20 protein-coding genes are annotated in these 24,139 nt (G+C 56.1%); 14 read left to right on the plus strand and 6 right to left on the minus strand.

Translation table 11 applies throughout. The annotated features are described in order from the left end of the window. Positions 1 to 226 precede the first annotated feature (226 nt). A complete protein-coding gene (locus OZX71_RS01335) occupies positions 227 to 1,816 on the minus strand; it encodes an MFS transporter (RefSeq protein WP_277160208.1) in 1,590 nt (529 codons plus the stop codon). A gap of 137 nt (positions 1,817 to 1,953) precedes the next feature. Then, positions 1,954 to 2,691 (minus strand): TetR/AcrR family transcriptional regulator, encoded by a 738-nt coding sequence (locus tag OZX71_RS01340; RefSeq protein ID WP_277160209.1) that lies wholly within the window; start codon positions 2,689 to 2,691, stop codon positions 1,954 to 1,956. Between the two features lie 338 nt (positions 2,692 to 3,029). Between OZX71_RS01340 and OZX71_RS01345 the strand changes: the two genes are divergently transcribed. Beyond that, a complete protein-coding gene (locus OZX71_RS01345; protein WP_277160210.1) occupies positions 3,030 to 3,917 on the plus strand; it encodes a lysophospholipid acyltransferase family protein in 888 nt (295 codons plus the stop codon). A gap of 78 nt (positions 3,918 to 3,995) precedes the next feature. On the opposite strand, the gene OZX71_RS01350 is transcribed toward OZX71_RS01345, so the two are convergent. Further along, on the minus strand, positions 3,996 to 4,235 hold the full coding sequence (locus OZX71_RS01350) for a hypothetical protein (RefSeq protein WP_277160211.1): 240 nt from the start codon (positions 4,233 to 4,235) through the stop codon (positions 3,996 to 3,998). Between the two features lie 351 nt (positions 4,236 to 4,586). On the opposite strand from OZX71_RS01350, the gene OZX71_RS01355 reads away from it, so the two are divergent. The 3 genes from OZX71_RS01355 to OZX71_RS01365 all read left to right on the plus strand — a co-directional run bounded on the left by OZX71_RS01355 (position 4,587) and on the right by OZX71_RS01365 (position 7,415). Beyond that, entirely contained in the window at positions 4,587 to 5,585 is a 999-nt protein-coding gene (locus OZX71_RS01355) for an NAD(P)H-dependent glycerol-3-phosphate dehydrogenase (RefSeq protein WP_277160212.1), read from the plus strand. Between the two features lie 343 nt (positions 5,586 to 5,928). Continuing rightward, entirely contained in the window at positions 5,929 to 6,093 is a 165-nt protein-coding gene (locus OZX71_RS01360) for a hypothetical protein (protein ID WP_277145737.1), read from the plus strand. A gap of 164 nt (positions 6,094 to 6,257) precedes the next feature. Beyond that, positions 6,258 to 7,415, plus strand: a complete 1,158-nt coding sequence (locus tag OZX71_RS01365) for a D-alanine--D-alanine ligase family protein (RefSeq protein ID WP_277160213.1) — start codon at positions 6,258 to 6,260, stop codon at positions 7,413 to 7,415. Positions 7,416 to 7,465: 50 nt separating this feature from the next. Here OZX71_RS01365 and OZX71_RS01370 read toward each other — a convergent pair whose 3' ends face one another. Beyond that, positions 7,466 to 8,242 carry a hypothetical protein gene (locus OZX71_RS01370; protein WP_277145735.1) on the minus strand — a complete coding sequence of 259 codons (777 nt, stop codon included), beginning with the start codon at positions 8,240 to 8,242 and terminating at the stop codon, positions 7,466 to 7,468. Here OZX71_RS01370 and OZX71_RS01375 point away from each other — a divergent pair. After that, the gene (locus OZX71_RS01375; RefSeq protein WP_277160214.1) at positions 8,230 to 9,297 is read left to right on the plus strand and encodes a CPBP family intramembrane glutamic endopeptidase; all 1,068 of its coding nucleotides are present in this window, start codon (positions 8,230 to 8,232) and stop codon (positions 9,295 to 9,297) included. The genes OZX71_RS01370 and OZX71_RS01375 overlap by 13 nt on opposite strands. Positions 9,298 to 9,763: 466 nt before the next feature. Here OZX71_RS01375 and OZX71_RS01380 read toward each other — a convergent pair whose 3' ends face one another. Further along, positions 9,764 to 10,516 (minus strand): mechanosensitive ion channel domain-containing protein, encoded by a 753-nt coding sequence (locus tag OZX71_RS01380; protein WP_277160215.1) that lies wholly within the window; start codon positions 10,514 to 10,516, stop codon positions 9,764 to 9,766. A gap of 55 nt (positions 10,517 to 10,571) precedes the next feature. Then, on the minus strand, positions 10,572 to 11,336 hold the full coding sequence (locus tag OZX71_RS01385) for a TetR/AcrR family transcriptional regulator (protein ID WP_277145732.1): 765 nt from the start codon (positions 11,334 to 11,336) through the stop codon (positions 10,572 to 10,574). Between the two features lie 320 nt (positions 11,337 to 11,656). Here OZX71_RS01385 and OZX71_RS01390 point away from each other — a divergent pair, with 320 nt between their 5' ends. From OZX71_RS01390 to OZX71_RS01430, 9 genes are all read left to right on the plus strand, one after another. Next, positions 11,657 to 13,000: a beta-propeller fold lactonase family protein gene (locus OZX71_RS01390; protein WP_277160216.1), complete on the plus strand. Its 1,344-nt coding sequence runs from the start codon at positions 11,657 to 11,659 to the stop codon at positions 12,998 to 13,000. A 735-nt stretch (positions 13,001 to 13,735) separates the two neighbouring features. Continuing rightward, positions 13,736 to 13,930 (plus strand): 50S ribosomal protein L28, encoded by a 195-nt coding sequence (gene rpmB, locus OZX71_RS01395; RefSeq protein ID WP_277145730.1) that lies wholly within the window; start codon positions 13,736 to 13,738, stop codon positions 13,928 to 13,930. A gap of 316 nt (positions 13,931 to 14,246) precedes the next feature. Beyond that, complete coding sequence (locus OZX71_RS01400) at positions 14,247 to 15,155, plus strand: glycyl-radical enzyme activating protein (protein WP_277160217.1); 909 nt, start codon at positions 14,247 to 14,249, stop codon at positions 15,153 to 15,155. 162 nt (positions 15,156 to 15,317) lie between these two features. Continuing rightward, positions 15,318 to 16,064 carry a DeoR/GlpR family DNA-binding transcription regulator gene (locus OZX71_RS01405; protein WP_277160218.1) on the plus strand — a complete coding sequence of 249 codons (747 nt, stop codon included), beginning with the start codon at positions 15,318 to 15,320 and terminating at the stop codon, positions 16,062 to 16,064. Between the two features lie 339 nt (positions 16,065 to 16,403). Next, positions 16,404 to 18,830 (plus strand): glycyl radical protein, encoded by a 2,427-nt coding sequence (locus OZX71_RS01410; RefSeq protein ID WP_277160219.1) that lies wholly within the window; start codon positions 16,404 to 16,406, stop codon positions 18,828 to 18,830. Between the two features lie 51 nt (positions 18,831 to 18,881). After that, entirely contained in the window at positions 18,882 to 19,559 is a 678-nt protein-coding gene (locus OZX71_RS01415) for a transaldolase family protein (RefSeq protein ID WP_277160220.1), read from the plus strand. A 259-nt stretch (positions 19,560 to 19,818) separates the two neighbouring features. Further along, positions 19,819 to 20,844 carry an ROK family protein gene (locus OZX71_RS01420; protein ID WP_277160221.1) on the plus strand — a complete coding sequence of 342 codons (1,026 nt, stop codon included), beginning with the start codon at positions 19,819 to 19,821 and terminating at the stop codon, positions 20,842 to 20,844. Between the two features lie 5 nt (positions 20,845 to 20,849). Further along, positions 20,850 to 22,055 carry a PTS transporter subunit EIIC gene (locus OZX71_RS01425; protein WP_277160222.1) on the plus strand — a complete coding sequence of 402 codons (1,206 nt, stop codon included), beginning with the start codon at positions 20,850 to 20,852 and terminating at the stop codon, positions 22,053 to 22,055. 405 nt (positions 22,056 to 22,460) lie between these two features. After that, positions 22,461 to 23,957 (plus strand): MFS transporter, encoded by a 1,497-nt coding sequence (locus tag OZX71_RS01430; protein WP_277160223.1) that lies wholly within the window; start codon positions 22,461 to 22,463, stop codon positions 23,955 to 23,957. Positions 23,958 to 24,139: the final 182 nt, after the last annotated feature.

The following is a 24,139-nucleotide window of genomic DNA, read 5'->3' on the forward strand; positions in this document are numbered from 1 at the left end:
CAATGAGAATCAGTTGGTTGTTGTCCCTCGTCCCGGGGCGGTCTCTATTTGTGCCTTTTTACTTGCTTGCTCGAGCCTGGCAGGTAAAAAGACACAAATAGACCGTCTAAATGTTGCTTTTTACTTAGACAAACCGAACAAGCAAGTAAAAAGACATATTAGATGCTGGGGTGGTGGCCACATGGCTGCTTTGGTGAGCAGACAAAGAATTGTTCCGGTTTGATTATTATTGCGCGGATTCTTCACGTCCGAACCTTCTGCACATCGGCGTAAGAATCAATGCGCCGATGGCTAGGCAGACTCCGGTGCCGACCACAATCGGCGTGATGGCCACGCGGTCGAACAGTAGGCCGTAGGTCATCTGTCCCAACGGGGAAGCGCACAGACAGACCGCGTTGACAAGCGCCATGATCTTGCCCATCAGTTCGTCGGGAATCAGCGTCATCAGGGTCGGGCTGATGACGATATTGGTGAAATCGATGGCCAGAGTGAGCAGGCAGAAGGCGGCGATGAACGTGATCAGCTTCGTGGACCTTCCCGCCGGCAGTGCGAAGACCACGGCGATCGGTGCGAAGCAGAGGGCGGCCGCGACGATGGTTGTGGGCATATGTCGCATGAGGAGCTTGGCGGCCAGTGCCGTGGTCAGTAGGGTGTCGAGCAGAGAGACGATGCTCATGATCCCGTCACAATAGCCGTAGACGTCGGCTCCGAAATGTAGCGCGGTGCGGATGATGTATGGGGAGCCGACGGAGGAGACGCCGCTCAAGAAGAAATTCAGGGCGGCGATGACGACGCAGAGTTCCAGCAGGGTCGGGTTGGCCTTGACAAACGTGGCGGCGTCACGGGTATCGGCAAGGAAGACCGAAAGAATATGGCGCCAGACAGGTGGATTATCGCGGGCTGGTTGCAATGGTGGCGCTGCTGATGCCGTTGATGATACTGGATCATCGGTTCTCGTCGCGATTGTCGGAGTGAGGCATCCGTTTTCTGCGGCGGCTGCGTGAGTCTTGGTTATGTGTGCTTTTCTTCGGTTTGATGCGGATTGGTCTGGATGCGCTGTGGCTCTATCGGCGCGGCGTACCGGATTCAGCTTGATGAAGCATTCCAGGCTGGCGGTGACGAAAAAGCAGACGGTGCTGCCGGCCATCATGGTGCGGATGCCGATCAGCGCGTACAGCGCACCGCCGGCGAAGGTCGGGATAATCTGCATGACGGCGTTGACCTGGCTGGAAATCGCCTGAGCGCGGCGCAGGAGTACGGTGTCCGTGCGGCCGAGCATTTGGGGGATGGCGGCGCTGACGGTGGGGGATTCGAGCGCATCGAGCACGGACAAGGCGATGAGCAGCACCGCGATCGAGGCGATGGTGTGGGCTTGCATGAAGCTGAAGCTGAGCGTCGCGGCGAGCACCACGCAGCCGCTGACGGCGTCGAGCGCGACCATCATGGTGCGGCGGTTGACGCGGTCGGCGATGACCCCGCCGAACGGCATCAAGGCAATGGTCGGCACAATGGAGATGGAGAGGAGCGTTGCGAAGACGGTGGCCGAGCCGGTTTCGTCGAGCACCCACATCGACATCGCGAAGCGCAGCATGGTGTTGCCGAAAAGCGAGAGGCCCTGCCCGGCGATGAGCAGGACGAAGTTGCCGGAACGCAGCGGCGACGGCGCCGGCTTGCTTGGCTGCTGGGATTCGTTGCTACTGCCGATCTCGCCTGTCTGCTGTGGCCTTGTCGATACGCGAGCGTTTGGGCAGGTCGGGTTTCCGAGTGCTGTTTTGCTTGTGGTCTGTTGGGTTCCGGTGTCGGCAATGGTTGTCATGGTTCTTCCTTCATTCAGTGTTGATTAATTGATACCGACCGACGGTATGTAAAATAAACAATGCTAATCGTAGATATTGGGTGCTGTTGCCTGCTTTGTATTTTTAATCTGTCGCAGGAGCTTAAAGGATGCGGCTGTTAATCGCTGTGTCCTTTTGATTCTGTTTCTGCGGTTTGAGCGTTGGCATTGTTAACTTCAGCAGCTGCCTCAGCGGTGGAATCCTCGGCATCGGGGCCTTGGATCTGCGCGTAGAAATCGGCGAACTGCTCGGTCATGTCGCGGGTGATCGCCGGCACGCCGAGCGAAACGCAGATGGTGGCCAGGCATTGCGAGCGGTGTCGCAAAACGCTCCGGGTGCCGGGGTAGAAATTCGGCAGGAACCAGAGATTCATCAGTAGCGTGAGCAGTTCGGCGGCCTCCTGCGGATAATCCGTGATGATCGAGCCGTCCTCAATGCCGCAATCGATGAGCGTGCGCATGTCGTTCGGTAGAATGCGCGTCCAGGTGTGGAGACTTTCGGCCATTTCCTGCGGATCCTTGATGGTTGAGAGCGTGCCCTTGAGCCGCTCGATGTGTTCGGTGTCGGTGATGTTGGAAAGAATGAGCTCGCGAATTTTCTGCAGGCCGTTCAGGTCCTTGCATTCCAGAACCGCGGCGTAGCGGTCGAGGGCCTTTTGGTTGTCTGCGGCGCTGACAGCCTCGAGGATGTCCAGTTTGGACTTGAAATGGTGATAGATCGCGCCTTTGGAGAGGTCGCCGAGCTCGTCGATGATGTCCTGCACCGAGGTGTTTTCGTAGCCTTTGGCGGCGAACAGCTTCTGCGCCGCGTCGAGTATGCGGCGTCTGGTCACCTCGGGATGTGCGTTGCGTGCCATCTGCGTCTCCTTAGTACTGGATTACCGGCCCGCCGGTAGAGCGGAATACGAAGGACGGATTCATCCAACGATTCTTCGATTCTCGCAGAGTCTTCGACTAAACCGATGAAAGCTTGTTGCTCTTATTATACATACCGTCGGTCGGTATCAGTACGGCGTGTTGGGATGAGGACGGAAATTCGTGTAGCTGATGTGTTCGATGCCGGTGATATGGATTTTGCAATTGCGGCATGAGCCCAATGCGGTAAGTGTCTGGTATCGTTCGTGGCAACCGTGGTTTGCCTCTTCGCATGAGCGTGTTGCGGTATGAGTTCGCAGCCCTGAGGCACAATAGGGTCATGACTTCCAAAGGAAAACCTTCTCCGCGTTCAGCGGTCAAGCCGCTGAGCGATGCGCAGGTGGAGCTGTTGGGGCGTCGCCATCACCTGGTCGATCCGACACAGTATTTCCCGACCGGCCCGCGCAAAGCGAACACCGCCGAGATCGAGGCGCAGAATCCCAAGGGTACCAAGCGCTTGCTCGATGCCGTTTCCGCGGTGCTTCGCGCGCACAGCAAGGTCTATGCGTGGGGGCTTGAGCGTGTTCCGGAAACCGGCCCGTTCATTACGGCGGCCACGCACGTCACGATGTATGACGTTTTTATTCCGATGGACGCGCTGTTCCATATGGGTCGTCGCCCGCGCTATATGGCCAAGGCCGAGATGGCGCACTGGCCGGTGATCGGCAAGTGGTTCCAGCTGGTGGGTATGCAGCCCGTGCCGCGCCGCAGTGGCAAGGCCATCGAGATCGAAAAGGAATCCATCGACATCATCACCTCGGGCCGTCCGCTCACTGTCTGGCCGGAAGGCACGCTCTCGCGTGACCCGCTCAAATGGCCGATGAGCCTCAAGGACGGCGTCGGCATCATCGCGCTCGAATCCTCGCGCCGGCTCGGCCGCCAGGTGCCGCTCTATTGCGCGGTGACGTGGGGTGCAGCGAGCATCAACCATTGGTGGCCGTGGCCGCGCAAGAACGTGGTGATGTGTTACGACGCCGCGCTGGATTATGGCGACCTGCTCAAGGACGCCGAAACGTGGGGCGCCGAGCCGCCGATGGAGCTGGTCACGGAACTCACCACGCGTATCCGCGAGAGGATGGAGCAGATCATGGCCGAAATCCGCGGCGAGCAGCCGCCGGCCGAGGGCTATTGGGACTTTCGGACGATGAGCCGCAAACCACGTCGCTGATTTCGCAGAGCGTGGTGCTGACGTATCGTTTCGCGTGCAGGTGCCGCCATGGAATCGCCCGATATGACCGTGATGGCATCAACGTGGTGTATCGGTCGGGCGTAGATGTTGCCAGTAATCTATCAACGTGGTGTATCGGTTCTGTTGCCAATGATGGTGCACCTGTGATGCAGGCGGGCTATTCCCGGCATAAGCAGAGTGCCAGTACTGTGTCTCATTCGTCTCATTCGTCTCGCCCATCTCGCCCATCTCACCCACCTCAATCGTCTTAATCACCTCACTCGCCTCAACTGTCTTCATTTCTCCGATATCAGCCATCTTGGTGCCGCCAACCCCTGCCTTTTTCGATGAATTGCCGTCGATTTGCCCTAAAAAGACCCTCTTGGTGCACCAAGAAGGCGAATTTCGATGAATATTTGTGAATTTTGCTTGAAAATGGGTATCTTGGTGCCACCAACATTCCCATCTGAATGAGGAATGAGGGTTGCGTGCATATGAAGGGGGAAATGTGGGGTCTGTGGGCCGCGCGAGGTACGGATTGATGAAATTACATGGGTTGCGGCACAATGGTTAGGTTCTTGAAGGCGGTGGCATCCGAAGGATTGGCATGGCCCTTGATAGGTGATTGACGCTATTATGGGTTGCATCGTGGATGCGAAGGAGCAGATTATGAAGGTGACAGTACTCGGGGCAGGCGCTTGGGGGACGGCGTTCGGCCAGGTGCTTGCGGACGCGGGCAACGACGTGACGATGTGGGCGCGCGAGCCGGAAATCGTCGAAAGCATACGCGACAAGCATTACAATGGCGTGCGGCTTCCCAGCGTCAAGCAGCTTCCGGATAATATGACCGCCACCGGAGAGCGGGCCGAGGCTGTAAACGATGCGCAGATCGTCGTGGTCGCCATCGCGGCCCAGCATGCGCGCGAGGCGCTGGAACCGTTTGCGCCGTTCATCGGCTCGCAGACCATTGTGGTCTCACTGATGAAGGGCATCGAGCGCACCACCGGCAAGCGGATGGATGAGGTCGTGCGCGAGGCACTGGGTAATTTGCCTGCTGGGCGTTTCGCCGCGGTTTCCGGGCCGAACCTGAGTAAGGAGGTGGCCGATCGACAGCCGGGCGCCACGGTGGTGGCCTGCGCCGATATCGACAACGCCAAAATCGTCGCGCAAGCCTGCAAAACCCCATATTTCAAAGCGTTTGTAACCACCGACGTCATCGGTGTGGAAATGTGCGGGTCGCTCAAGAACGTCGTGGCGCTCGCGGTGGGTATGGCCCGCGGAGCTGGATACGGCGAGAACACGGCGGCGATGATCGAGACGCGCGGCCTGGCGGAACTTGCCGCGCTGGGCAAGGCCACGCACGCCGAAGCCAAAACGTTCCAAGGGCTTGCCGGCGTTGGCGATCTGATCGCCACCTGCGGATCGCCCTTGAGCCGTAACTACACCTTCGGCGCAAATCTTGGGAAGGGTATGAGCGTCGAGGAGGCCACCAAAGTCAGCAACGGTGTGGCCGAAGGCGTGCCGACAACGGAGGCCGTGGTGCGTATGGGCGCGGAGCTTGGCGTGCCGACCCCGCTCGCCAGCGCGATGAACAAGGTACTCAAACAGGGGCTGACCTGCGAGCAGATGCTGTCCGAGCTCGTCAAGGGTGATATCACGGAAGAGTGACGTCCCGCGCCGCAGAGCGCATAATCAGCTTGAGATAAACCCCGGCCCCGATGCTTACTTGCAAAGCACCGGGGCCTGTGGCATAAAAAGAAGGAACCGTAACTGTCCCTTATCGGTTGCGGCCTCATCAAATAAAGCTTTATCGGCCACCAAATTCTGATGAGTCGTCCTGCCACAACCAACACAATCAGTATATCACTGACGAGATATATGTATTGCGCGGTAGGATGAGTTTGTCCTCAAGTTCCTTCGTCCGGATCTTGTACGACCGTATGGCTTTCCGGCCGTATTGTCCCCGCCGCGCCCATCGTGGCGTGGTATGAAAAGAAAGATAGGTATTACTATGCCTACTCGTAACAAGGGTTTTGACGGCCCTGAAATCATCCAGTCCTTCGCGCTGATTGCAGCTGCGTTGGCGGCCAGGGCGGATAACGTCGTGGCTGATGTGCTGCTCGTGACCTTAACCGGTTGCGTAGTGGTGACATGCTGGAAGCATCGACGGAAATAGTCGTTGAAGCCTGCCTGGCCTGGAGAGATTCGGGCCAGGCGTTTCTGTGTTTGAACCAATATCTGCACCGGGTTTGTGAATGAGAGGCACTGACATCGGAGTGTCGTTTATGCGCCGTGTACGCTTGGGATTCAGATTCGATTTCTTAACAAAAGCGAGGGAATATGCGTAAGCAGCGCGTGGTGGTTTTGTACGGCGGCAGGGCGGATGAACATTCGATTTCCTGCATTTCCACCGCAGGGGTCTTGAAGGCCATGGACACCGAGCGTTTCGAGCCCATTCCCATCGGCATCACCAAAGCCGGCGAATGGGTGATGGGCGGCACTGACCCGCGCGATTTTGACCTTTCCGACGGCGCGATGCCCACCGTCGAAGCGTCCGATGCCGACGGCGCTACCAGCACAGTTAAGCCGGTGGTTCTCGACATGTCCCGTGGCAACAACGGTTTCTACGTGCGCGAATCGGACGGAACCCTGACTTCGCTCGGCTATGTGGACGCGGTATTCCCCGTTTTGCACGGTCCGTACGGCGAGGACGGCACGGTGCAGGGATTGCTTGAGATGATGGGAGTGCCATACGTCGGCTGTGGCGTCTTCGCCTCGGCTGCCTGCATGGACAAGGCGTTCACGAAGATTGTGCTTTCCCAGGCAGGCATTCCCGTGGCTCCCGGGGTCACATTCGACACCCGTGATTTCAGCGAGGCCAACGAGTTCGAAGACGACGCCGCCGAGGCGATGAAACACATCGAGGCCGCCAAGCTGCGTTACCCGTTGTTCGTCAAGCCGTCGCGCGCCGGGTCGAGCTTCGGTGTCACTAAGCTGGAACGCGAGGGAGACGCCGGGGAGCTTGCCGCTGCGCTGTTCGAGGCTTCACACCACGACTGGAAGGTGCTGGTGGAGCAGGGCATCGACGGGCGCGAGATCGAATGCGCCGTGCTCAACCCTGTGGCCGGCGAGGAGCCGAAGTCGGCGCTGCCCGGTGAGATCGTGCTCGACCATCGTGCCGCCGGCGGCGACCAGTTCTACGATTTCGACAGCAAATACACCGATTCCGAGGCGTCGCACGTCGAGGTCCCGGCGGACCTGCCGCAAGAAACGCTGAAGCGCGCGCAGCAGATTGCGGTTCGTGCGTTCAAGGCCGTCGACGGGGCGGGACTGTCGCGGGTCGATACGTTCGTCACGAAGAGCGGCGAGGTGATGGTCAACGAAATCAACACCATGCCGGGCTTCACGCCGATTTCGATGTATCCCAAGGCTTGGGAGGCGACCGGAGTGGGCTATACCGAGCTGATTACCCGTCTCATCGAAGGCGTGTTGCGGTAAGTCGATACATTATAAATTGATAAATTTGACGTATTTTTGATAGTCTCGTTTCATGAATCTTTCATTATGTCGTTTATATAATGAGGGAACATAGGTAGGTTGGTTAATAATCCGAGAGGGTATGTAACGCAATATGAACGACGATAACCGTTCTGAAGAAGAGACTCCGCAATCGGGAACGCACGAAGAATCCGGTTCGTCGCGGCCTTCGCAATATCAGCCGCAATCGGCTTATCGCGCCTTGAACTCGCAGGCCCCGCAGCCGCAATCTTCTCAATCACAGCAGTACTACCCGCAGGCTCAGGCATCCCAGACATTTCAGGCTCAGCCATCCGCGTCTCAGTATCAAGTTCAGCCTCACGGCCCCGATCTTCAGACCCGGCCGTACCCGCAGGATCAGCCGCAGGCGTACCAGCCATATCAAACGCAAGTTGGCGGCCAGCAATCGCAGTACCAGCCAGATCAAGGTCAGCCTCAGTACCGGCCCGGCCAACAATACCAAGGTTGGCAGGGCCAGCCGTACAATCCTCAAGATCAGCAGTCTCAGCCGCAGTCCGGTTATCAGCAATCCCTGTACCAGATGTATCAAGGCCAGCCTCAGTACCGGCAATCAGGCCAGTATCCTTCGCAACAATACCAGCCGTACCAGCAAGACCGGCCATACCAGCAGCCGCAATATCAGGCCTATCAATACCCCTCGTACCAGCCGCAGCAGTTTGGGCCGCAGCCTCAATACCAACCCCAGTATCAGCAGCAATTCCGACCCTGCACAGGCTACCAATACCCGATGCAGCCTCAAATGCAGCCTCAATATATGCAGCAGCCATCTTCACCGTTCGCGCACCCGGGTTCCAACGGCTATTGGCACCAGCCCAATCCGGCGTGGCAGGCGCCGATGTACCGCTGGATCGGCGTTGTGCGCAAGCGGTTCTCGAACATCGGGTATGCCTTGGATCTGGTCGTTGTGGTCTGGTATGCGATGACGATGATCGTCGGGGAAGTGGCGAGAGCGTTCGTCGACCCGGCGAAGCTGCCCATGTGGGCGCAATTGCTGATGGGCAACGGTCCGCTGTACGCCATCGCGATCCCGCTTTCCCTGCTGGTTTTCCGCACGATACCCAAGGTGAAACGCAAGACGAGCGATATGGGCGTGGGCATGTTCCTGGCGCTGATGGCGATATCGTTCCCGCTGGCGGATATCGGCAATATCATCGGCAACATCCTTTCGGGCCTGCTTTCGCATGATCAGGCGCAAAGCAGCATCAACGAACTCATCGAAAACCTCGACCCGATCAGCATCCTGCTGTTCACGGTGATCATCGCCCCGATTTTCGAAGAATGGCTGTTCCGCCGGCTGCTGATCGACCGGATGCAGCAATATGGCGAGAAAACCGCGATTCTGGTCTCCGCCTTTGCCTTCGGCCTGTTCCACGGCAACCTGTTCCAGTTCTTCTATGCCTTCGGTTTCGGCCTGCTGCTGGCCTACGTCTACGTGCGCACCGGCAAGCTGCGCTATACCATCGCCATGCACATGACGTTCAATTTCTTCGGCGGGTTCCTGCCGCAAGTGACCCTCCTGACGATGAGCAAACCCGTGAGGACCGCCGTCAACGCGGACATCGTCGGCGGAATGAAGAAGGCGTTCGCCTCGGGTCAAGGTGGTGAAGTCACGCCGTTCCTGGCCTATCTGGTATTCGACGTCGTGATGTTCATCCTCGGCATCGTCGTCGCGATTATCGAACGCAAGAAACTCGTGTTTTACCGGGCGCCCGAGGAATTGCCCAGAGGCACCCGCGCCAAGACGGTGCTCGGCAATCCGGGAGTCATCATCTTCATCGTGATCTCGGTACTCCTGATGATCGCGGCGCTGTTCAACGCGTAATCGCAGATTGTGCCCGCGAATGTGCATCTGGTTCGGATATACAGAGATAATCACACAATTGCGTCCAAAAGTGTGATTATCTCTGCATCGGGTTCGTGTATGCAGAGATAATCACGGAATGGTGCCTGAGAGTGTGATTATCTCTGCACTTGGTTCGTGTATGCAGAGATAATCACGAAATGACGCCTGAGAGTGTGATTGTCTCTGCACTTGTTTCGGATATGCAGAGGTAATCACGGAATGGTGCCTGAGAGTGTGATTGTCTCTGCATCGGGTTCGTGTATGCAGAGGTAATCACGGAATGGTGCCTGAGAGTGTGATTGTCTCTGCATCGGGTTCGTGTATGCAGAGGTAATCACGGAATGGTGCCTGAGAGTGTGATTATCTCTGCATTTGGCTTGGATATGCAGCAGTAATCACAGAATGACGTCGAAAAGTGTGATTATCTCTGCATCGAAGTGCAGGTTCAGATGATGAAATCTTCCTTGGCCAGCGCGCGCACGGCGCAATCGCGAACACGTTCCTGATTGATTCCGGGATTGGCGAAGAGCAGCACCCGGCCTTGTATCCCCTCCGGCGAGAACCCGGTGAAGTTGACTTGCGGCGGATTCCTGCGGTCGGTGAAGTCCGAAGTCGCGGTTTTCAGTATGCTCACCACGCGTTTTGCCGCCACCTTGATATCGGTGCCCGGCCGCAGCGTGAAGTCGACGCTCACGCACGCCTCGCCTTCCGCTGTGAGCCGCTCCAGCGACGAGGTATTGAGCACCGAATTGGGGATGATGAGCTGGTTGCCATTGCGTTCGCGCACCATGGTCTGCCGCCAGGTGATGTCTTCGACGGTCCCCGTGATGCCTTGGATGCGGACCTGATCGCCGGGATGGATGACATGGCCGATCATCAGGCCGAAACCGGAGATGATGTTGGCGATGGTGTCTTTGAGACCCAGCGAAATGGCCAGGCCTCCAATGCCAAGGGCGGTGACGATGGTGGTCGGGTTGATGCCGAAAACCGGCTGCAGCACCATGGCCACGGCAATGATCCAGATTGACACCAATGCGAGATTGACGAAAATCGACGCGTTCGGAATGCCGGAATGATTGAGCAGCTTCTTGAGCCACCGGGAGACTGCTTTTGCGGCCACAAGGGCCACGACAAAGACGATAAGCAGAAATGCGATGCGACTATCATGCACCTTAAGCCAGTCCAGCAATTGTTCCATAAGGCTTTAGCTTACCCCCGTAAGCTTTGGCCGGTTGGATCGACGAAAGCGAACATCAAGCAGTGTGGCCGATGCCGCCCATGAGCGAGGTGTTTCCTCTGAAACCGTCGACATGTTGGTGCTGCATATTTTGAAGGTCTTCAAGCAGGCCATCGACCTCATGCTTGAAATCCCTGTCTTTGCTTTCTGCCTCGGCAATGCTCTTGAGCAACGAGTCGTCGCCTTTCTCCAACGCGCTGCGGAACATCTGCACCCAGAAACCGGGCATGCTGTCGCCGGAGACCGCCAAATAGAGCGTTCTTGCGACCACCGCCGCGTCGAGATTGCTCCACTGCTCGACCGTCGTCTCGCGGGAAAGCTTGGACCACATGCCGGAGACCGCAAGTAGGCCGCCTACCGAAAATTCCAGTAGGACGTCTTGATTGATCGTCATCTCGCGGTCAAGGTGTTGCCATTTGATAAAGCTGTCGCGAATCGCGTCGTGCACGGTGAACAGCAGGAACGGAGAGCTGTGTTTGCCCACGGTCAAAGCGAGGTGGTCGAGGTGGATGCGGTTCGCGGGCACGCCGATGAGCTGCATGACGACGCCGTTCCACGCCTTGGCTGGATCCAGGGTGAATTCAGGCAGTGCACGGTCGATGCCTTCGACGGCGTGCTGGATTGCGGTTTCGGCAAGATTGTTGAGTTTGCAATAGTGGTAGTAGAAAGAGTTACGGTTGACGCCTGCCATGTTGACGATGTCGGTGACGGTGATTTTGGGATAATCGCGTTCCTCAAGCAACTTCCAGAACGCATTCTCCATGCGCGTCGTAGCCGGCAATTGATTTGAGTCTTGTCGGGGTCTAGACATTCTGAGCCTCCTGATGATTGAGAAAATTCTATGTAAAGAATTTCTGTACTGATTCTAAAGGATAACGGTTGACGAGTTTCGTTAAATGATGATTATCGCGTAGAGAAAACTTTTCGTCTTTCTGGCATACATAGGCTTATGTATATTAAACAAGATAAATTTTTTTATAAAGCATAATTTTTTATACGGAAAAATGTATTGTTATAAATTAAAATGTGACGTAAATCACATTAATTAAAAATAAGCTATGAATAATAGGATGAATAGCTAAAGCGCGATAGATTAAAAATATGAATATTCAGATCTATCGGTTATTGGTTGGTGGCTTTGGCGCCATCCATCACGAAAAGAGCAAAGGCGTCGAGCGTTACTTGTTGGTGTTGCCTACCTGTGCGGATGCAAAAGCGTTTGACGTGAAACAGGTTTCGGAAATGCCGACGGACGTCGAAGAAGAACAACATACAGCGAAAGAAGATATATCGTTGCGTTCGCCGAGAATCGTGCCTGCCGGTGTCGCTTCCGTTGTGCCTTCCCCTTCCTGGCTTTTGCGTGAGGGCGATACGGTTTTTGCGGTTCTTGAGGACACGGACGAAGTGGCAACGTTACGAATCGTGAATAAGGGCACCGGGTCGCCCGCCGCATCGGACGATGCTTTCGACGAAAACGCAGAGATGACGCTAAAGGAAATTTCACGGGTGAAATTGCCTGCCGGGTCCGGACCTACTCATGCGGCGATTGCCGTTGACCGCCAGCTTGGCCACCATCTGATCACCGCCGATTACGCGGACGGCACGGTCTGCGTTCTGCCTATCGGCGAGGGCGATGTGCTGGGGCCGGTGGCGCAGGTGCTTGACGGCGATCGCGACCATCATGGGCCATTGCCGGCGCAAGAAGGGCCGCACGCGCATTGGATTCTTCCCCTGCCCGACGGACGCGTGCTCACGACGGATTTGGGCGCCGACCGCATCTATATTCATCGCTGGATCGGTTCGCGTCTGGTTCGCACGGGGTTTGTTTCTCTGTCCCCCGGCACTGGCCCGCGGGATATGCACATCTTGCCGGGGCCGTCCGGTGAGCTGGCGGAAGGCGGCGATTGGCGCATCGCCGTCGTCGATGAATGGGGCTGTACGGTCACCGTCCTTGAACCGAACGGAGGCGACGAGGCGAGGCGAAGCAAGGACGGGAATGAACAAATCGAGGAATTCAGAGTGGCTCAAACCGTCAGTCTCGGCGGCGACAAAGGGAAGAGCCCCGATCAGGCCGCTTCCTTGGCTTTCGTGCCGGAATCCCGCCATCTTGGCGGCAGCGAAGAAAGCCGTGGGGGCTCGCCGTTTTCACGCGGCTATGTTTACGTGGGGCTGCGGGGCTCCGATCGCATCGTGACGTTGTATTGGGACGGCAGCAGGCTGAGCCGTCTGACCGAAGAAGGCGATCCGGGCTGGAAAGGCCGCGGTGTTTCCAGCGGCGGCGAACGTCCGCGTCATATCCTGGCCGTCGGCAATATGCTCGTCGTGGCCAACGAGGTCAGCGACAACCTGAGCCTTTTCCGCGCGGCCGATGACGGTGAACCCGTGCACCTTGGTGATTATCCTGCCGGGTCGCCGACGGTCGTGCTGCCGCTGACCGGAATCTAGAATGGCATTTCTCGGCGATGGCGTTGATGACGTTATTCGACAAGAAAAAGTTGACGAATAACAGACGAATTTTTATTAATTATCGGCTATTGGTTATTCGTAAGGTTCTTTTGTTTCGGCTTTTGATTTGGAACATAAAACAAGCTCTGACGTCAACGCCGAGTCGTACTGCGCGGATTTTTGCCTTGACGCGCGGTACGGTTTATCGTTGCCGTCGTTGTGGGCGGCAAAGGGTGATATCAGTAGTTGAGCGGTTGAATGGAGACGGTGAAATGAAAAGAGTCAGCCTAAGTGAACAGTCATGCATATTAGCATTCCCGTTGAATGAGTCAACCGTTGGGCTCTGATATTACGCTGTAAGCATTGGAGAAAGTCGATTGCATATTTAAGGAATGAAATAGAATTTATACATTGAATAAAATCATGCGACTGTATATTATAAAGGATTCTCTTCTCGAAAATTCGACAGAATATTTTTAAAAAAAGACGTTCGTAATATACGCTGCGGGCATAATTTTCCGGATGGGTCCACACGGCTTGTATTCGATGGTATTTTTTCTGCTTACGTCATGATAATGACGAATGTTGGGCATGAAAAACCGTGCGTTATTACACTGTCTTTGTCCTTGGTCGGCCCCGGTTGTATACTTGATAAGTTGTGTGTCGCTGTTGTGCGTCAAAACGCAGGATAGGGGCATCAAGACTTGCAAGTCAAAACAGTTTAGGGAGTCCATTATGGCAGCTCGTTGCGCAGTGTGCGGCAAGGGACCGCAGACCGGTTACAGCGTTTCGCATTCACATATCCGCAATAAGCGCACCTTCAGCCCGAACCTGCAGTCGGTTCACACCACTATCGACGGACAGAACGTCCGCGTTCGCGTGTGCGCCAAGTGCCTCAAGGCCGGCAAGGTTCAGCGCGTGGTTGCGTGAAAACGCGGAAAGCAATTTTCCAAGCCTCCGTACGTTTCGGCGTCGGAGGTTTTTTCATGCCTTGGCGCAACACGGTTTGTTGGCACGGCGCCGTTTGGCGGATATGTGCAAAAGGTGACAAATAGACAGGCTAATTGTCACTTTTTACACAGCTGCTCTCCAAGAAGTGACCATTGGCGGGAGCGAGATCAAAAATTCCGGGTTGGATTTAGATAAGTGATTTCAATCTTGCTTTAATTACGAACGTAAGTTATATTAGTTTTGAACGTAATTTTTGGATATGAATTACGTTGCTGCACATCGTTCGAAAGAGGCAATGTTGGAATCCGCGATTGTTTTCAATGTTCAGAAGTTCAGTCTTAACGACGGCCCGGGCATACGAACCGTGGTCTTTCTCAAAGGCTGCCCATTGCGGTGCGGCTGGTGCTCCAATCCGGAGAGTCAGAAGAAGACTCCTGAGATTGAGTGGGATGAGCGTTCTTGCGATGGCTGCGACGCCTCCGATGCTCTCGCCCGTAAAGTCGGTTTCATTAAAACTGGTGCGCGGCGAGGGCCGGACGTGACTCGCCTGCAAATAGGCGACGCGCAGGTCGATGAAGCATTGAAGGATTGCCCCGGTCTCTCTGTTGTCGGAGTGAGGCGCACGAGTGATGACGTGCTTGAGGAATGTCTGCAGGACGAGCCGTTCTACGAGGAAGGCGGGGGAGGCGTCACACTTTCCGGCGGTGAACCGTTGGTTTGGGGGCATTTCTGTGTCGAGCTGCTCGATAAGCTCAACGCTCATGGCATCGACACCAGTATCGAGACGACCGGCCATGTGCCCGAAAAAGTTTTCAGAGCCGCCATCGGGCATCTCGACCATATTTTCATGGATATGAAGCAGTATGACACGAACCTTCACAGGCGGGGCACCGGTGTCGGCAACGAGCTGATCCTTAAAAACATGGCCTATGCGGTTTCAACGGGCAAAGACCTGTTGATTCGCACTCCTGTCATTCCCGGTTTCAATGATTCGCTTGACGATGCAAGAGGCATGGCCCGAAAACTCAAGGCAATAGGGGTCGATAAAGTGCAGCTGCTGCCGTTCCATAATTTCGGCGAATCGAAGTACGAGTTGCTGGGCCGTGAGGACTATGCGTTCAAAGGCGTGCCCAACACACATCCCGAAGATATCGAGGATTTCAGACAGATGTATCTTGACGAGGGCGTGGAGGCTTTCTTATAGGTTTCGGCCTTACCGTTTCTGTGAAGTCGACAAAGGGCAAGAACTTCTCTTGAGTAAGAGAAAAGCTTTTGTTCGAAAGCCGATCTGTTTGTTATTCCTTGGTATTGGGTGTTAGGCTGGCAGGGTAGACCAAGCGTGAACCTGATTACGGAAGGCGTATCAATGGAAACGAGGACGAATCGTATTCTCGAGTTGCTCACCGAGCACAAACGTATTGAGGTCGCCACGCTTGCCGAGGAACTCGGGGTTTCCGAAGTCACCATGCGCAAGGATCTGAGCGGGCTCGAAAAGCGCGGCATCATTGATCGAGAGCATGGGTTCGCCGTGCTCAAAAGCGCCGACAACATGGAAAGCCGGCTTGCCTACCATTACGAGGAAAAGCTGAAAATCGCCAGGCGTGCAGCCGAATGCGTCCACGACGGCGATACGGTGATGATCGAGAACGGCAGCACCTGCGCTCTGTTGGCTGCCGAACTGGTTGCGAGCAAAAACGACCTCACCATCATCACCAACAGCGCGTTTGTCGCCGGATATGTGCGTGGCAAATCACAAAGCCAAATCATTCTCTTAGGTGGGATATACCAGCAGACGGCGCAGGTCATGGTGGGGCCGATGGTCGAGCGCTGTCTGAAAGGCATGTACGTCGATATCCTGTTTGCCGGCACCGACGGCTACAGCGAGGAAACCGGGTTTGCCAACCGTGATTCCCTGCGTGCCGAGACCGTGTGCGATATGGCGCAACATGCAGGCCGCGTGGTCGTGGTCACCGAAAGCAGCAAGTTCTCTCGACGGGGTACCGTGCCTCTTGATTTCGGTAACAAAGACGTGTCGACGTTCACGGATGACGGTCTTTCGGATGCGGCCAGGAAGATGCTGGACCGGCACGGTGTCGACATCGTCACGGTCTGATATTTAGTTTTAGAGGAAATATTATTCTAAATGGGCTTTTCCGCTCATATGTGGCCGTTATCTGCCTTGTTTCGGATTTGCGCTGCGGATGGTTATTGCAGCTTTTAGTGGCGGAGTAGTAGACGATCTTTTATTGTTTAAAGCTTTTTGCAAGCGTTGTTTCCATGCCTTCTCGTTGACTTTGGCATTGACGAATAGATATGGCTTGAAGAGATCTAATCGAAAGTTTTTTATTTACGAACAAAAGATAAATCGCTTACGAAATTGACAAAAAGACTTTCTTTCGTTATTCTGAAGCTACGTAAGTGATGTAGCTTACATTTATGAAAGGAAAGTACGATGAGTGATTCACATTTTGGAAAGCTCACTGACAGGATGAACTCTTTCCGCGATCAGCTGTTGGATGCAGTGCCGCAGATCGATGTCGATCGGGCAATGATCACGACCAAGGTCTATCAGGAGCAGCAGGATCAGCCTTTGGCCATCAAGCGTGCCATCATGCTCAAAGAGATTCTTGAGCAGATGCCGATTTTCATTGAGCCCGAGACGGTCATCGCCGGAAACCAGGCTTCGAAGAACAGGTCGGCGCCGATTTTCCCGGAGTACGCGATGGACTGGGTGATTGACGAGCTCGACCAGTTTGAAAAGCGAGATGGTGATGTGTTCACCATCACGGAGGAGAACAAGGAAAAGCTGCGTTCCATCTATCCGTTCTGGAAGCACAATACGCTTCAGGACCGCGGATTGGCTGCCTTCCCTCCTCATTCCAAGCTCTTCTATGACCTTGGCATCATCAAGTCCGAAGGCAATATCACTTCGGGCGACGCCCATTGCGCCGTCAATTATGAGGGATTGCTGAAGCTGGGATTGAAGGATTATGCACGGCGTGCCCAGGAAAAGCTTGACGCTCTCGATCTGACGGATTATCGCAACATTCATAAGAGCTACTTCTATCGGGCCATTCTCATCGTGGCCGATGCGGTCAAGGAATTCGCCGGCCGATATGCCTCGTTGGCTCGCCAGCAAGCCACACAATGCTCGCAAAAGGGCGACGAACGTCGTGCTTCGGAACTGTGTGGGATCGCCGAAGCGCTGGACCACGTGCCGTATGAGCCGGCGCGCACCTTGCGCGAAGCGGTGCAATCGGTCTGGCTGATCCACCTCACGCTGCAGCTCGAGTCCAACGGTCATTCGCTTTCGTATGGTCGCATGGACCAATATCTGTGGCCGTACTATGAAAACGATCTGAAAACCGGTCGGATCACGGCTGATGAGGCCGATGAGCTGATGTGCAATCTGTGGCTCAAAACCTTCACCATCAACAAGGTCCGCCCGTGGAGCCACACCCAGTTCTCCGCAGGTTCACCGCTCTACCAGAATGTCACCGTGGGCGGCCAGAAGCTGGTGGACGGCGAAGCGCGCGACGCCACCAACCCCATGAGCTGGCTGATCCTGAAGTCTGTGGCCCAGTGCCATCTCACCCAGCCGAACCTCACCGTCCGTTATCATGAGAACCTTCCGGATGATTTCATGAACGAGTGCATCGAAGTCGTTCGTTGCGGTTTCGGTATGCCCGCCTTCAACGACGACGAGGTCATCATTCCCAGCTTCATCGAAAAGGGTGTGGCCCGCGAGGATGCCTACAATTACTCGGCTATCGGCTGCGTGGAAACGGCAGTGCCGGGCAAATGGGGCTATCGCTGCACCGGCATGAGCTTCCTCAATTTCCCGAAGGCGCTGCTGATTGCCATGAACAACGGTGTCGACCCGCAAAGCGGCAAGAAGCTCGTTGAGGGCACCGGGCATTTCAAGGACTTTACGAGTTTCGATCAGGTTATGCAGTGCTGGGACAAGGTCATCCGCGAGATGTGCCGTCAGTGCGTCATCATCGACGCGACCTGCGATATGGTGCTTGAACACGATACGGCGGATATCCTCTGCTCCTGCCTGACCGACGACTGCATCGAACGCGGACTGAACATGAAGGAAGGCGGAGCCGTCTACGACTTCATCTCCGATCTGCAGGTGGGCATCGCCAATCTTGCCGATTCTCTCGCCGCCATGAAGAAGGTGGTCTTCGAAGAGAAGAAGGTGACGCCTGAAGAGCTGTGGAACGCCATGCAGGACAATTGGCAGGGCGAAAAGAACGAACATATCCGTGAGCTGATGAAGGCGGCGCCGAAGTACGGCAACGACGATGATTACGTCGATTCGCTGATTCGCCAGGCGTATGACATCTACATCGATGAGATGAAGAAGTACCACAATACCCGCTACGGCCGCGGGCCGATCGGCGGGATTTACTACGCCGGTACCAGCTCGATTTCGGCGAATGTGCCCCAGGGCGCCGGGACGTTGGCCACCCCTGACGGCCGTGCCGCAGGCGAGCCCCTTGCCGAAGGTTGCAGCCCTTCGCATTCCGCCGATCAGCACGGCCCGACCGCCGTGTTCAAGTCGGTCTCCAAGCTGCCCACCGATGACATCACCGGAGGTGTGCTGCTCAACCAGAAGATGACCCCGCAGGTGCTTTCGAAGATGGAGAACAGGCAGAAACTCGCGTTGCTGACCCGTGCGTTCTTCGACAAGCTTCACGGCTATCACGTGCAATACAACGTCGTCTCCCGTGAAACGTTGCTTGATGCGCAGGTCCATCCTGAAAAGCATCGTGATCTGATCGTTCGCGTCGCCGGTTATAGCGCGTTCTTCGTGGTGCTGTCCAAGGCGACCCAGGACGACATCATCGAGCGGACGGAGCAGACGCTGTAACCCGCGATCCGCGATTGGTCGCTGAACTGTTGGCAATGAAAGGAAATAACCATGAAACTCATCATTGATGATGCGGATACCGAGGCCATCAAACGCTTGGTTGAGTATTATCCGATCGATGGTGTGACCACCAACCCCTCGATTCTGGCGAAGGCCGGACGCCCGCCTTTCGAGGTGCTGCACGAGATTCGCTCGATTATCGGGCCGGATCGCGAGCTGCACGCGCAGGTGGTCGCCAAAGACGCCAAAGGCATGGTCGCCGATGCCCATCGGATCGTCAAGGAGCTGGGAGACAACACGTTCCCCAAGATTCCGAGCGTTCCGGAAGGGTTCAAGGCCATCAAGCAGCTGTCGGGCGAAGGCATCAACGTCACCGCGACCGCGATCTATACGCCTTTGCAGGCGTTCATAGCGGCGAAGGCCGGAGCAGTGTATGCCGCCCCGTACATCAACCGCATCGACAATATGGGTTACGACGGAGTCGACGTCGCGTGCAAGATCCATGACATCTTCAAGGCCAACAACCTGCATTGCGAGGTTCTCGCTGCGAGCTTCAAGAACTCGCAGCAGGTGCTTGACCTGGCGGTTCATGGCGTGGGCGCGGCGACGATAGCCTCTTCGGTTATCGACGCCCTTACCAAGAACGCTGCGATCGATGCGGCGGTAGATGATTTCGTGGCCGATTTCGAAGGTCTTGTCGGCTCCGGAAAGACTATGGCCACTCTGTAGTCGTAGTCGCCTCGATGGTATGGGGGATGTCTCCTCCATGTCATCGTAGTTATCAAGATTGTCGGTTCCGCCGGTGGCTTTAGCCAATGAAGCTGCCGGCAAACCGACGTCAACACAACGAGACGAACATTTCAAGGCGCAATGCGCGGTCGGTGCCGATTTGGCATTGCACCTTCAAAATTCAACTTTTTGCGAAATTCCGGGGCGTATTGTGCCCTGAAACTTCGAATAACAGGTATGGATAACGCAAGGATGCATCATGAAAATTCTGGCCATTGATATCGGCGGAACCAATATCAAATATGCGTATATGTTGGAGAACAGCTCGATTACCTCCCGTGGGTCGATTCCCACCCCGCAGGAAGGTCGTGATGAATTGATTGCGGCGTTGACTCAGCTTTTCAAGCAGGAGCCCGGGGTGCAGGGCATTGCCATCTCGATGCCGGGCATCATTGATTCGGACGAGGGATATTGCGCGATGGGCGGAGCGTTGCGATATAACGACGATTTTTATCTTCGTCATGAGCTGTTCAGTCATTGCCCGGTGCGTATCGTGATGGACAACGACGCGAAGTGCGCGGCTACCGCGGAGGCGACCGTCGGTGCGCTGAAGGACGTGAGCGATGGCTTTGTCCTGCTGTTCGGAACCATGATTGGCGGCGGCATCATCAAGAACCATGTGCTTCATCGTGGCCCGCACTTCTCGGCCGGCGAAGTGAGCTACATCATTACTTCGCACGATGAAGGGCCGACCCGTGAAGGGGTTTGGGGCAACCAATGTGGAACGCCTGCCCTGTGCGCGAATTATGCGAACATCAAGGGCGTGGATCCGGATTCCATCAATGGTGTGAAATTCTTTGAAGCGGTGAACGCGGGGGAGCCCGAGGCGTTGGATTGCCTGGATCATTATGCCCATGACATCGCGGTGCAGATATTCAATATTCAGAACATCGTCGATCCGGAACGGTTTGCCATCGGTGGCGGCATCTCGGCTCAGCCTGCGTTCATCGAAGCCATACGCGCCAATCTGCAGAAGCTGTATGCGACCTGCCCGTACTTTGTCTCCCAAGCGGATGTGGTCAGCTGCAAATTCCGCAATGACGCCAACCTCGTGGGCGCCTTGCAATGCTATCTGCGTGGCGTCGACGAACGTGAGTACTTCGTCAACAAGGAAGATGTGGACGGGTCGATCGAAAAGTCGAAACAAACGCCCAACGGCGAAAACGACGAAGAGGAAAAGGTGCCTGAAGGCAAGGTGCTGGTCAACAACTTTCAAAGCGAGTGAATGACATGGCCAAGAAAAAGAGTCTTCTGAACATCGTCATCGATGGTATTTCCGGGATTTTCCTGCCGATTGTGAACCTGCTCTCCGCGGCGGGCATCATGAAGGGTGTGCTGATCATCCTCACCAGCTGCAAGGTACTGGACGCTTCCGGCAATACGTATCTGGTGCTTGACGCGATGGCATCGTGTGTGTTCACCTTCCTGCCCGTCATGCTTGCGTATACGTCCGCCAAGCAATTCAAGACCAATCCGTATATCGCCGTCGTCATCGCCTGCCTGATGCTGTATCCGGCGCTGGTGAAAGTGCAGGAAAAGGGCACTACGCTGTCCTTCTTCGGCATACCGATGCTGGGCGTCAAATACGCTTCAAGCGTGTTGCCCATCATTCTGGCGATAGGCTTGTTGCGCTTTGTGCAGCAGTGGCTCGACAAGGTCCTGCCGGAAGTGATTCGTGGATTCCTCACGCCGCTGATCTGCGTCCTGTTCGTCGGCTCGGTGACATTGCTGCTGTTCGGACCGTTCGGCAAAGTGGTCGGTGACGGCCTCGCTGCCGGATACGAATGGGTGTATGCGCTTTCGCCGATCGTCGCAGGTCTGCTGCTGGGCGCTGCCGTGCAGCCGATGGTCATCTTCGGTTTCCATTGGAGCCTGATTCTCATCGGCATGAACAATCTGGCGGTTTCCGGGCACGATACGGTACTCGCTCTGATGGGTCCTCCCGTCTTTGCCCAGGCAGGAGCCGCGTTGGCCGTCATGCTCAAAAGCCATGACGCACCGTTCAAGACGACGTGTATTTCCGCCAGTATCTCGGCTTTGTTCGGCATTACGGAACCGGCTATGTTCGGCGTGAACCTCCCGCGTAAGATGCCTCTTGCCGCGGTGTGCATCGGCGGCGGAGTGGGTGGCGCCATTGCCGGATATTCCGGTGTCCAGGCCCATGCTTTCGCGCTTCCCAGCATCGCCACCTTGCCGGTTTTCTTCGGCCATGGCTTCGTGACCTACGTGATTTCCTGTGTAGTTGCCATGGTGGTCGCCTTCCTGCTGACGCTCGTGTTCAAGTTCCCTGTGGACAACTTGAACGATGAAAATGACGAGGTTCGCTCCGAGGAAGACCGTGAGTTGCTTGAGGAAAGCTCACAGGCCGAAGGCGACACCGCCGAGAATTCCGAAGTGGGTATCGCCGCTGACGCAATCGCAACGGCCAAGCCGTAATCGGGGCTTAGCCGCTTGCCATGTGAAAGCAATTTTGAAAACCTCCGTACGTTTCGGCGTCGGAGGTTTTTCATGCCTGCTTGGCGGATATGTGCAAAAGGTGACAAATAGACAGGCTAATTGTCACTTTTTACACAGCTGACCTTGTATCGCGCGCAAGAAGTGACTATTAGCGGGATACGGCGGCGTGGCGAGGCTCACGTTATGCCGGGCGCTGACGTGGTTGTCCAACGGCACGCTAATAATCAAACTTTGCTTTGGGAATTGAGGGGTTCCTGGAAAATAAAGTGGACGCGTTCCTGCGTCACCCTTGCAATGGAAGCGCGCTTCAAGGCGCGATACACGAATGGCCCGTGCAACCGTAAACGGCGATAAGACGCGGGTATGAAATGGAGAAGAACAAACATGGGTTCTACCATGTCGCAGACAGTTGCGCCCGAAAACGGGAAAACGCAGCATAATGAACAGTCGCAGACACCGAAAGGCGCGATGAAGGCGCGCGTGGACGTCAAGCACCCGAACCTGACGATGCTCGGGCTCTACCTCGGGGCGTTCCTGGGGATGCTCAGCGAGACCGCAATGAACATCGCGCTGCCCGACCTGAGCAAGAGCTTCGGCATCGGCCCGGGCACCGCGCAGTGGATGGTGGTGGGCTACATGCTCGTCATCGGCATCGTGCTGCCGTTCACCAGCTTGCTTTTGAAGTGGGTTCCCGCCAAGCCGCTGCTGCTTTTCGCGCTGGCGATGTTCTTCATCGGCTCGTTGGTCTCCGGCTTCGCACCGACGTCCATGTTCATCGTGCTGCTGGTCGGCCGTATGATCCAGGGCATCTCGACCGGACTCGTGCTGCCGATGATGTTCGCTGTGATCCTCGAGGTCTTCCCCTTGAACAAGATCGGTGCCGCGATGGGCATGGCCGGTCTGGTGGTCATGTTCGCCCCGGCCATCGGCCCGACCCTTTCCGGCGCGCTCATCGGCGCGTTCTCCTGGCGCGCGATTTTCTTCTTCTTCGCGATCATCGCGGCGCTTGCGTTCGTCGCCGCCGCCATCTGGATGGTCAACGCCTACGCGCTGACCCGTCCGAAGATCGACCTGATTTCCTGCATCGCCTCCATCTTGGGCTTTGGCGGCTTGGTGCTCGGCGTGAGCCTCATCAGCGACCTCGGCTTCACCTGGCAGGTCATCCTGATTCTCGTCATCGGCGTTCTCGCGGTCGCCTTCTACAGCTACCGCCAGCTGCATATGGCCAACCCGATCATTGACCTGCATGCGCTCGGCATCCGCCAGTTCACTGTCGGAGCGCTGATCGTGATGATGAACTTCGGCATCACCCTGGCCACCATGTATCTGATGCCGCAGGAGCTGCAGAACGGCATGGGCGTGAAGGTCGCCATGACCGGCCTGGTGATGCTGCCCGGCGGCGTCGTCAACGCGCTGGTATCCATGCTCTCCGGCCGTCTCTTCGACGTCGTCGGACCGAAGTGGCTCGTGCGCGGTGGCCTCGTGCTCTCCATGATCGGCGTCATCCTGCTGATGCTGGCCGGCCCGACCACCTCCATCGCCTATATCATCTTCGCGCACGTCGTGCTGATGATCGGCATTCCGATGGCGATGAACCCGGCCCAGTCCTCGGCGCTCGCCTCGCTGCCGCAGCACCTGTCGACCGACGGCTCCACCATTTTGAACACCATGCAGCAGGTCTTGGGCGCGGTTATCACCGCCGTGGCGACCATCCTGCTGGCGGCCGGCCAGGCCTCCTCGCACACCGGTGGCAAGGCGATGGCCTTCGTCACCGGCTCGCGCTGGGGCTTCATCTTCGCGTTGGCGCTGGCCGTCGTCGCGTTCGTGGTCTCCTTCGGCATGGCCCGCCAGACCAAGTCGGACGACGCCTCGAAGCGCTGACGAGTTAGCCAATGGCGATTGGTAGTCGCCATATAAACGGCTTCATGATCCCGCACGAGTCGGCGGATAGATTTTGTGGTTAGGCCAATATGGCTATATCGCGAAACGTATCTGTCGGCTTGTGCGGGATTTCTGTAGTGAACGGCGGTTTCAGCTATTTTGTGATACAAATGAATGTATCG

Origin of the sequence: Bifidobacterium sp. ESL0764 (assembly GCF_029395515.1) — a bacterium.
Taxonomy (GTDB): domain Bacteria; phylum Actinomycetota; class Actinomycetes; order Actinomycetales; family Bifidobacteriaceae; genus Bifidobacterium.

Excerpts from the sequence above, each read along its gene's own strand:
- OZX71_RS01335 (WP_277160208.1), bottom strand. The coding sequence starts at position 1,816 with ATGACAACCATTGCCGACACCGGAACCCAACAGACCACAAGCAAAACA.
- OZX71_RS01340 (WP_277160209.1), bottom strand. The coding sequence starts at position 2,691 with ATGGCACGCAACGCACATCCCGAGGTGACCAGACGCCGCATACTCGAC.
- OZX71_RS01345 (WP_277160210.1), top strand. The coding sequence starts at position 3,030 with ATGACTTCCAAAGGAAAACCTTCTCCGCGTTCAGCGGTCAAGCCGCTG.
- OZX71_RS01350 (WP_277160211.1), bottom strand. The coding sequence starts at position 4,235 with ATGGCTGATATCGGAGAAATGAAGACAGTTGAGGCGAGTGAGGTGATT.
- OZX71_RS01355 (WP_277160212.1), top strand. The coding sequence starts at position 4,587 with ATGAAGGTGACAGTACTCGGGGCAGGCGCTTGGGGGACGGCGTTCGGC.
- OZX71_RS01360 (WP_277145737.1), top strand. The coding sequence starts at position 5,929 with ATGCCTACTCGTAACAAGGGTTTTGACGGCCCTGAAATCATCCAGTCC.
- OZX71_RS01365 (WP_277160213.1), top strand. The coding sequence starts at position 6,258 with ATGCGTAAGCAGCGCGTGGTGGTTTTGTACGGCGGCAGGGCGGATGAA.
- OZX71_RS01375 (WP_277160214.1), top strand. The coding sequence starts at position 8,230 with ATGCAGCAGCCATCTTCACCGTTCGCGCACCCGGGTTCCAACGGCTAT.
- OZX71_RS01370 (WP_277145735.1), bottom strand. The coding sequence starts at position 8,242 with ATGGCTGCTGCATATATTGAGGCTGCATTTGAGGCTGCATCGGGTATT.
- OZX71_RS01380 (WP_277160215.1), bottom strand. The coding sequence starts at position 10,516 with ATGGAACAATTGCTGGACTGGCTTAAGGTGCATGATAGTCGCATCGCA.
- OZX71_RS01390 (WP_277160216.1), top strand. The coding sequence starts at position 11,657 with ATGAATATTCAGATCTATCGGTTATTGGTTGGTGGCTTTGGCGCCATC.
- rpmB (WP_277145730.1), top strand. The coding sequence starts at position 13,736 with ATGGCAGCTCGTTGCGCAGTGTGCGGCAAGGGACCGCAGACCGGTTAC.
- OZX71_RS01400 (WP_277160217.1), top strand. The coding sequence starts at position 14,247 with ATGTTGGAATCCGCGATTGTTTTCAATGTTCAGAAGTTCAGTCTTAAC.
- OZX71_RS01405 (WP_277160218.1), top strand. The coding sequence starts at position 15,318 with ATGGAAACGAGGACGAATCGTATTCTCGAGTTGCTCACCGAGCACAAA.
- OZX71_RS01410 (WP_277160219.1), top strand. The coding sequence starts at position 16,404 with ATGAGTGATTCACATTTTGGAAAGCTCACTGACAGGATGAACTCTTTC.
- OZX71_RS01415 (WP_277160220.1), top strand. The coding sequence starts at position 18,882 with ATGAAACTCATCATTGATGATGCGGATACCGAGGCCATCAAACGCTTG.
- OZX71_RS01420 (WP_277160221.1), top strand. The coding sequence starts at position 19,819 with ATGAAAATTCTGGCCATTGATATCGGCGGAACCAATATCAAATATGCG.
- OZX71_RS01425 (WP_277160222.1), top strand. The coding sequence starts at position 20,850 with ATGGCCAAGAAAAAGAGTCTTCTGAACATCGTCATCGATGGTATTTCC.
- OZX71_RS01430 (WP_277160223.1), top strand. The coding sequence starts at position 22,461 with ATGGGTTCTACCATGTCGCAGACAGTTGCGCCCGAAAACGGGAAAACG.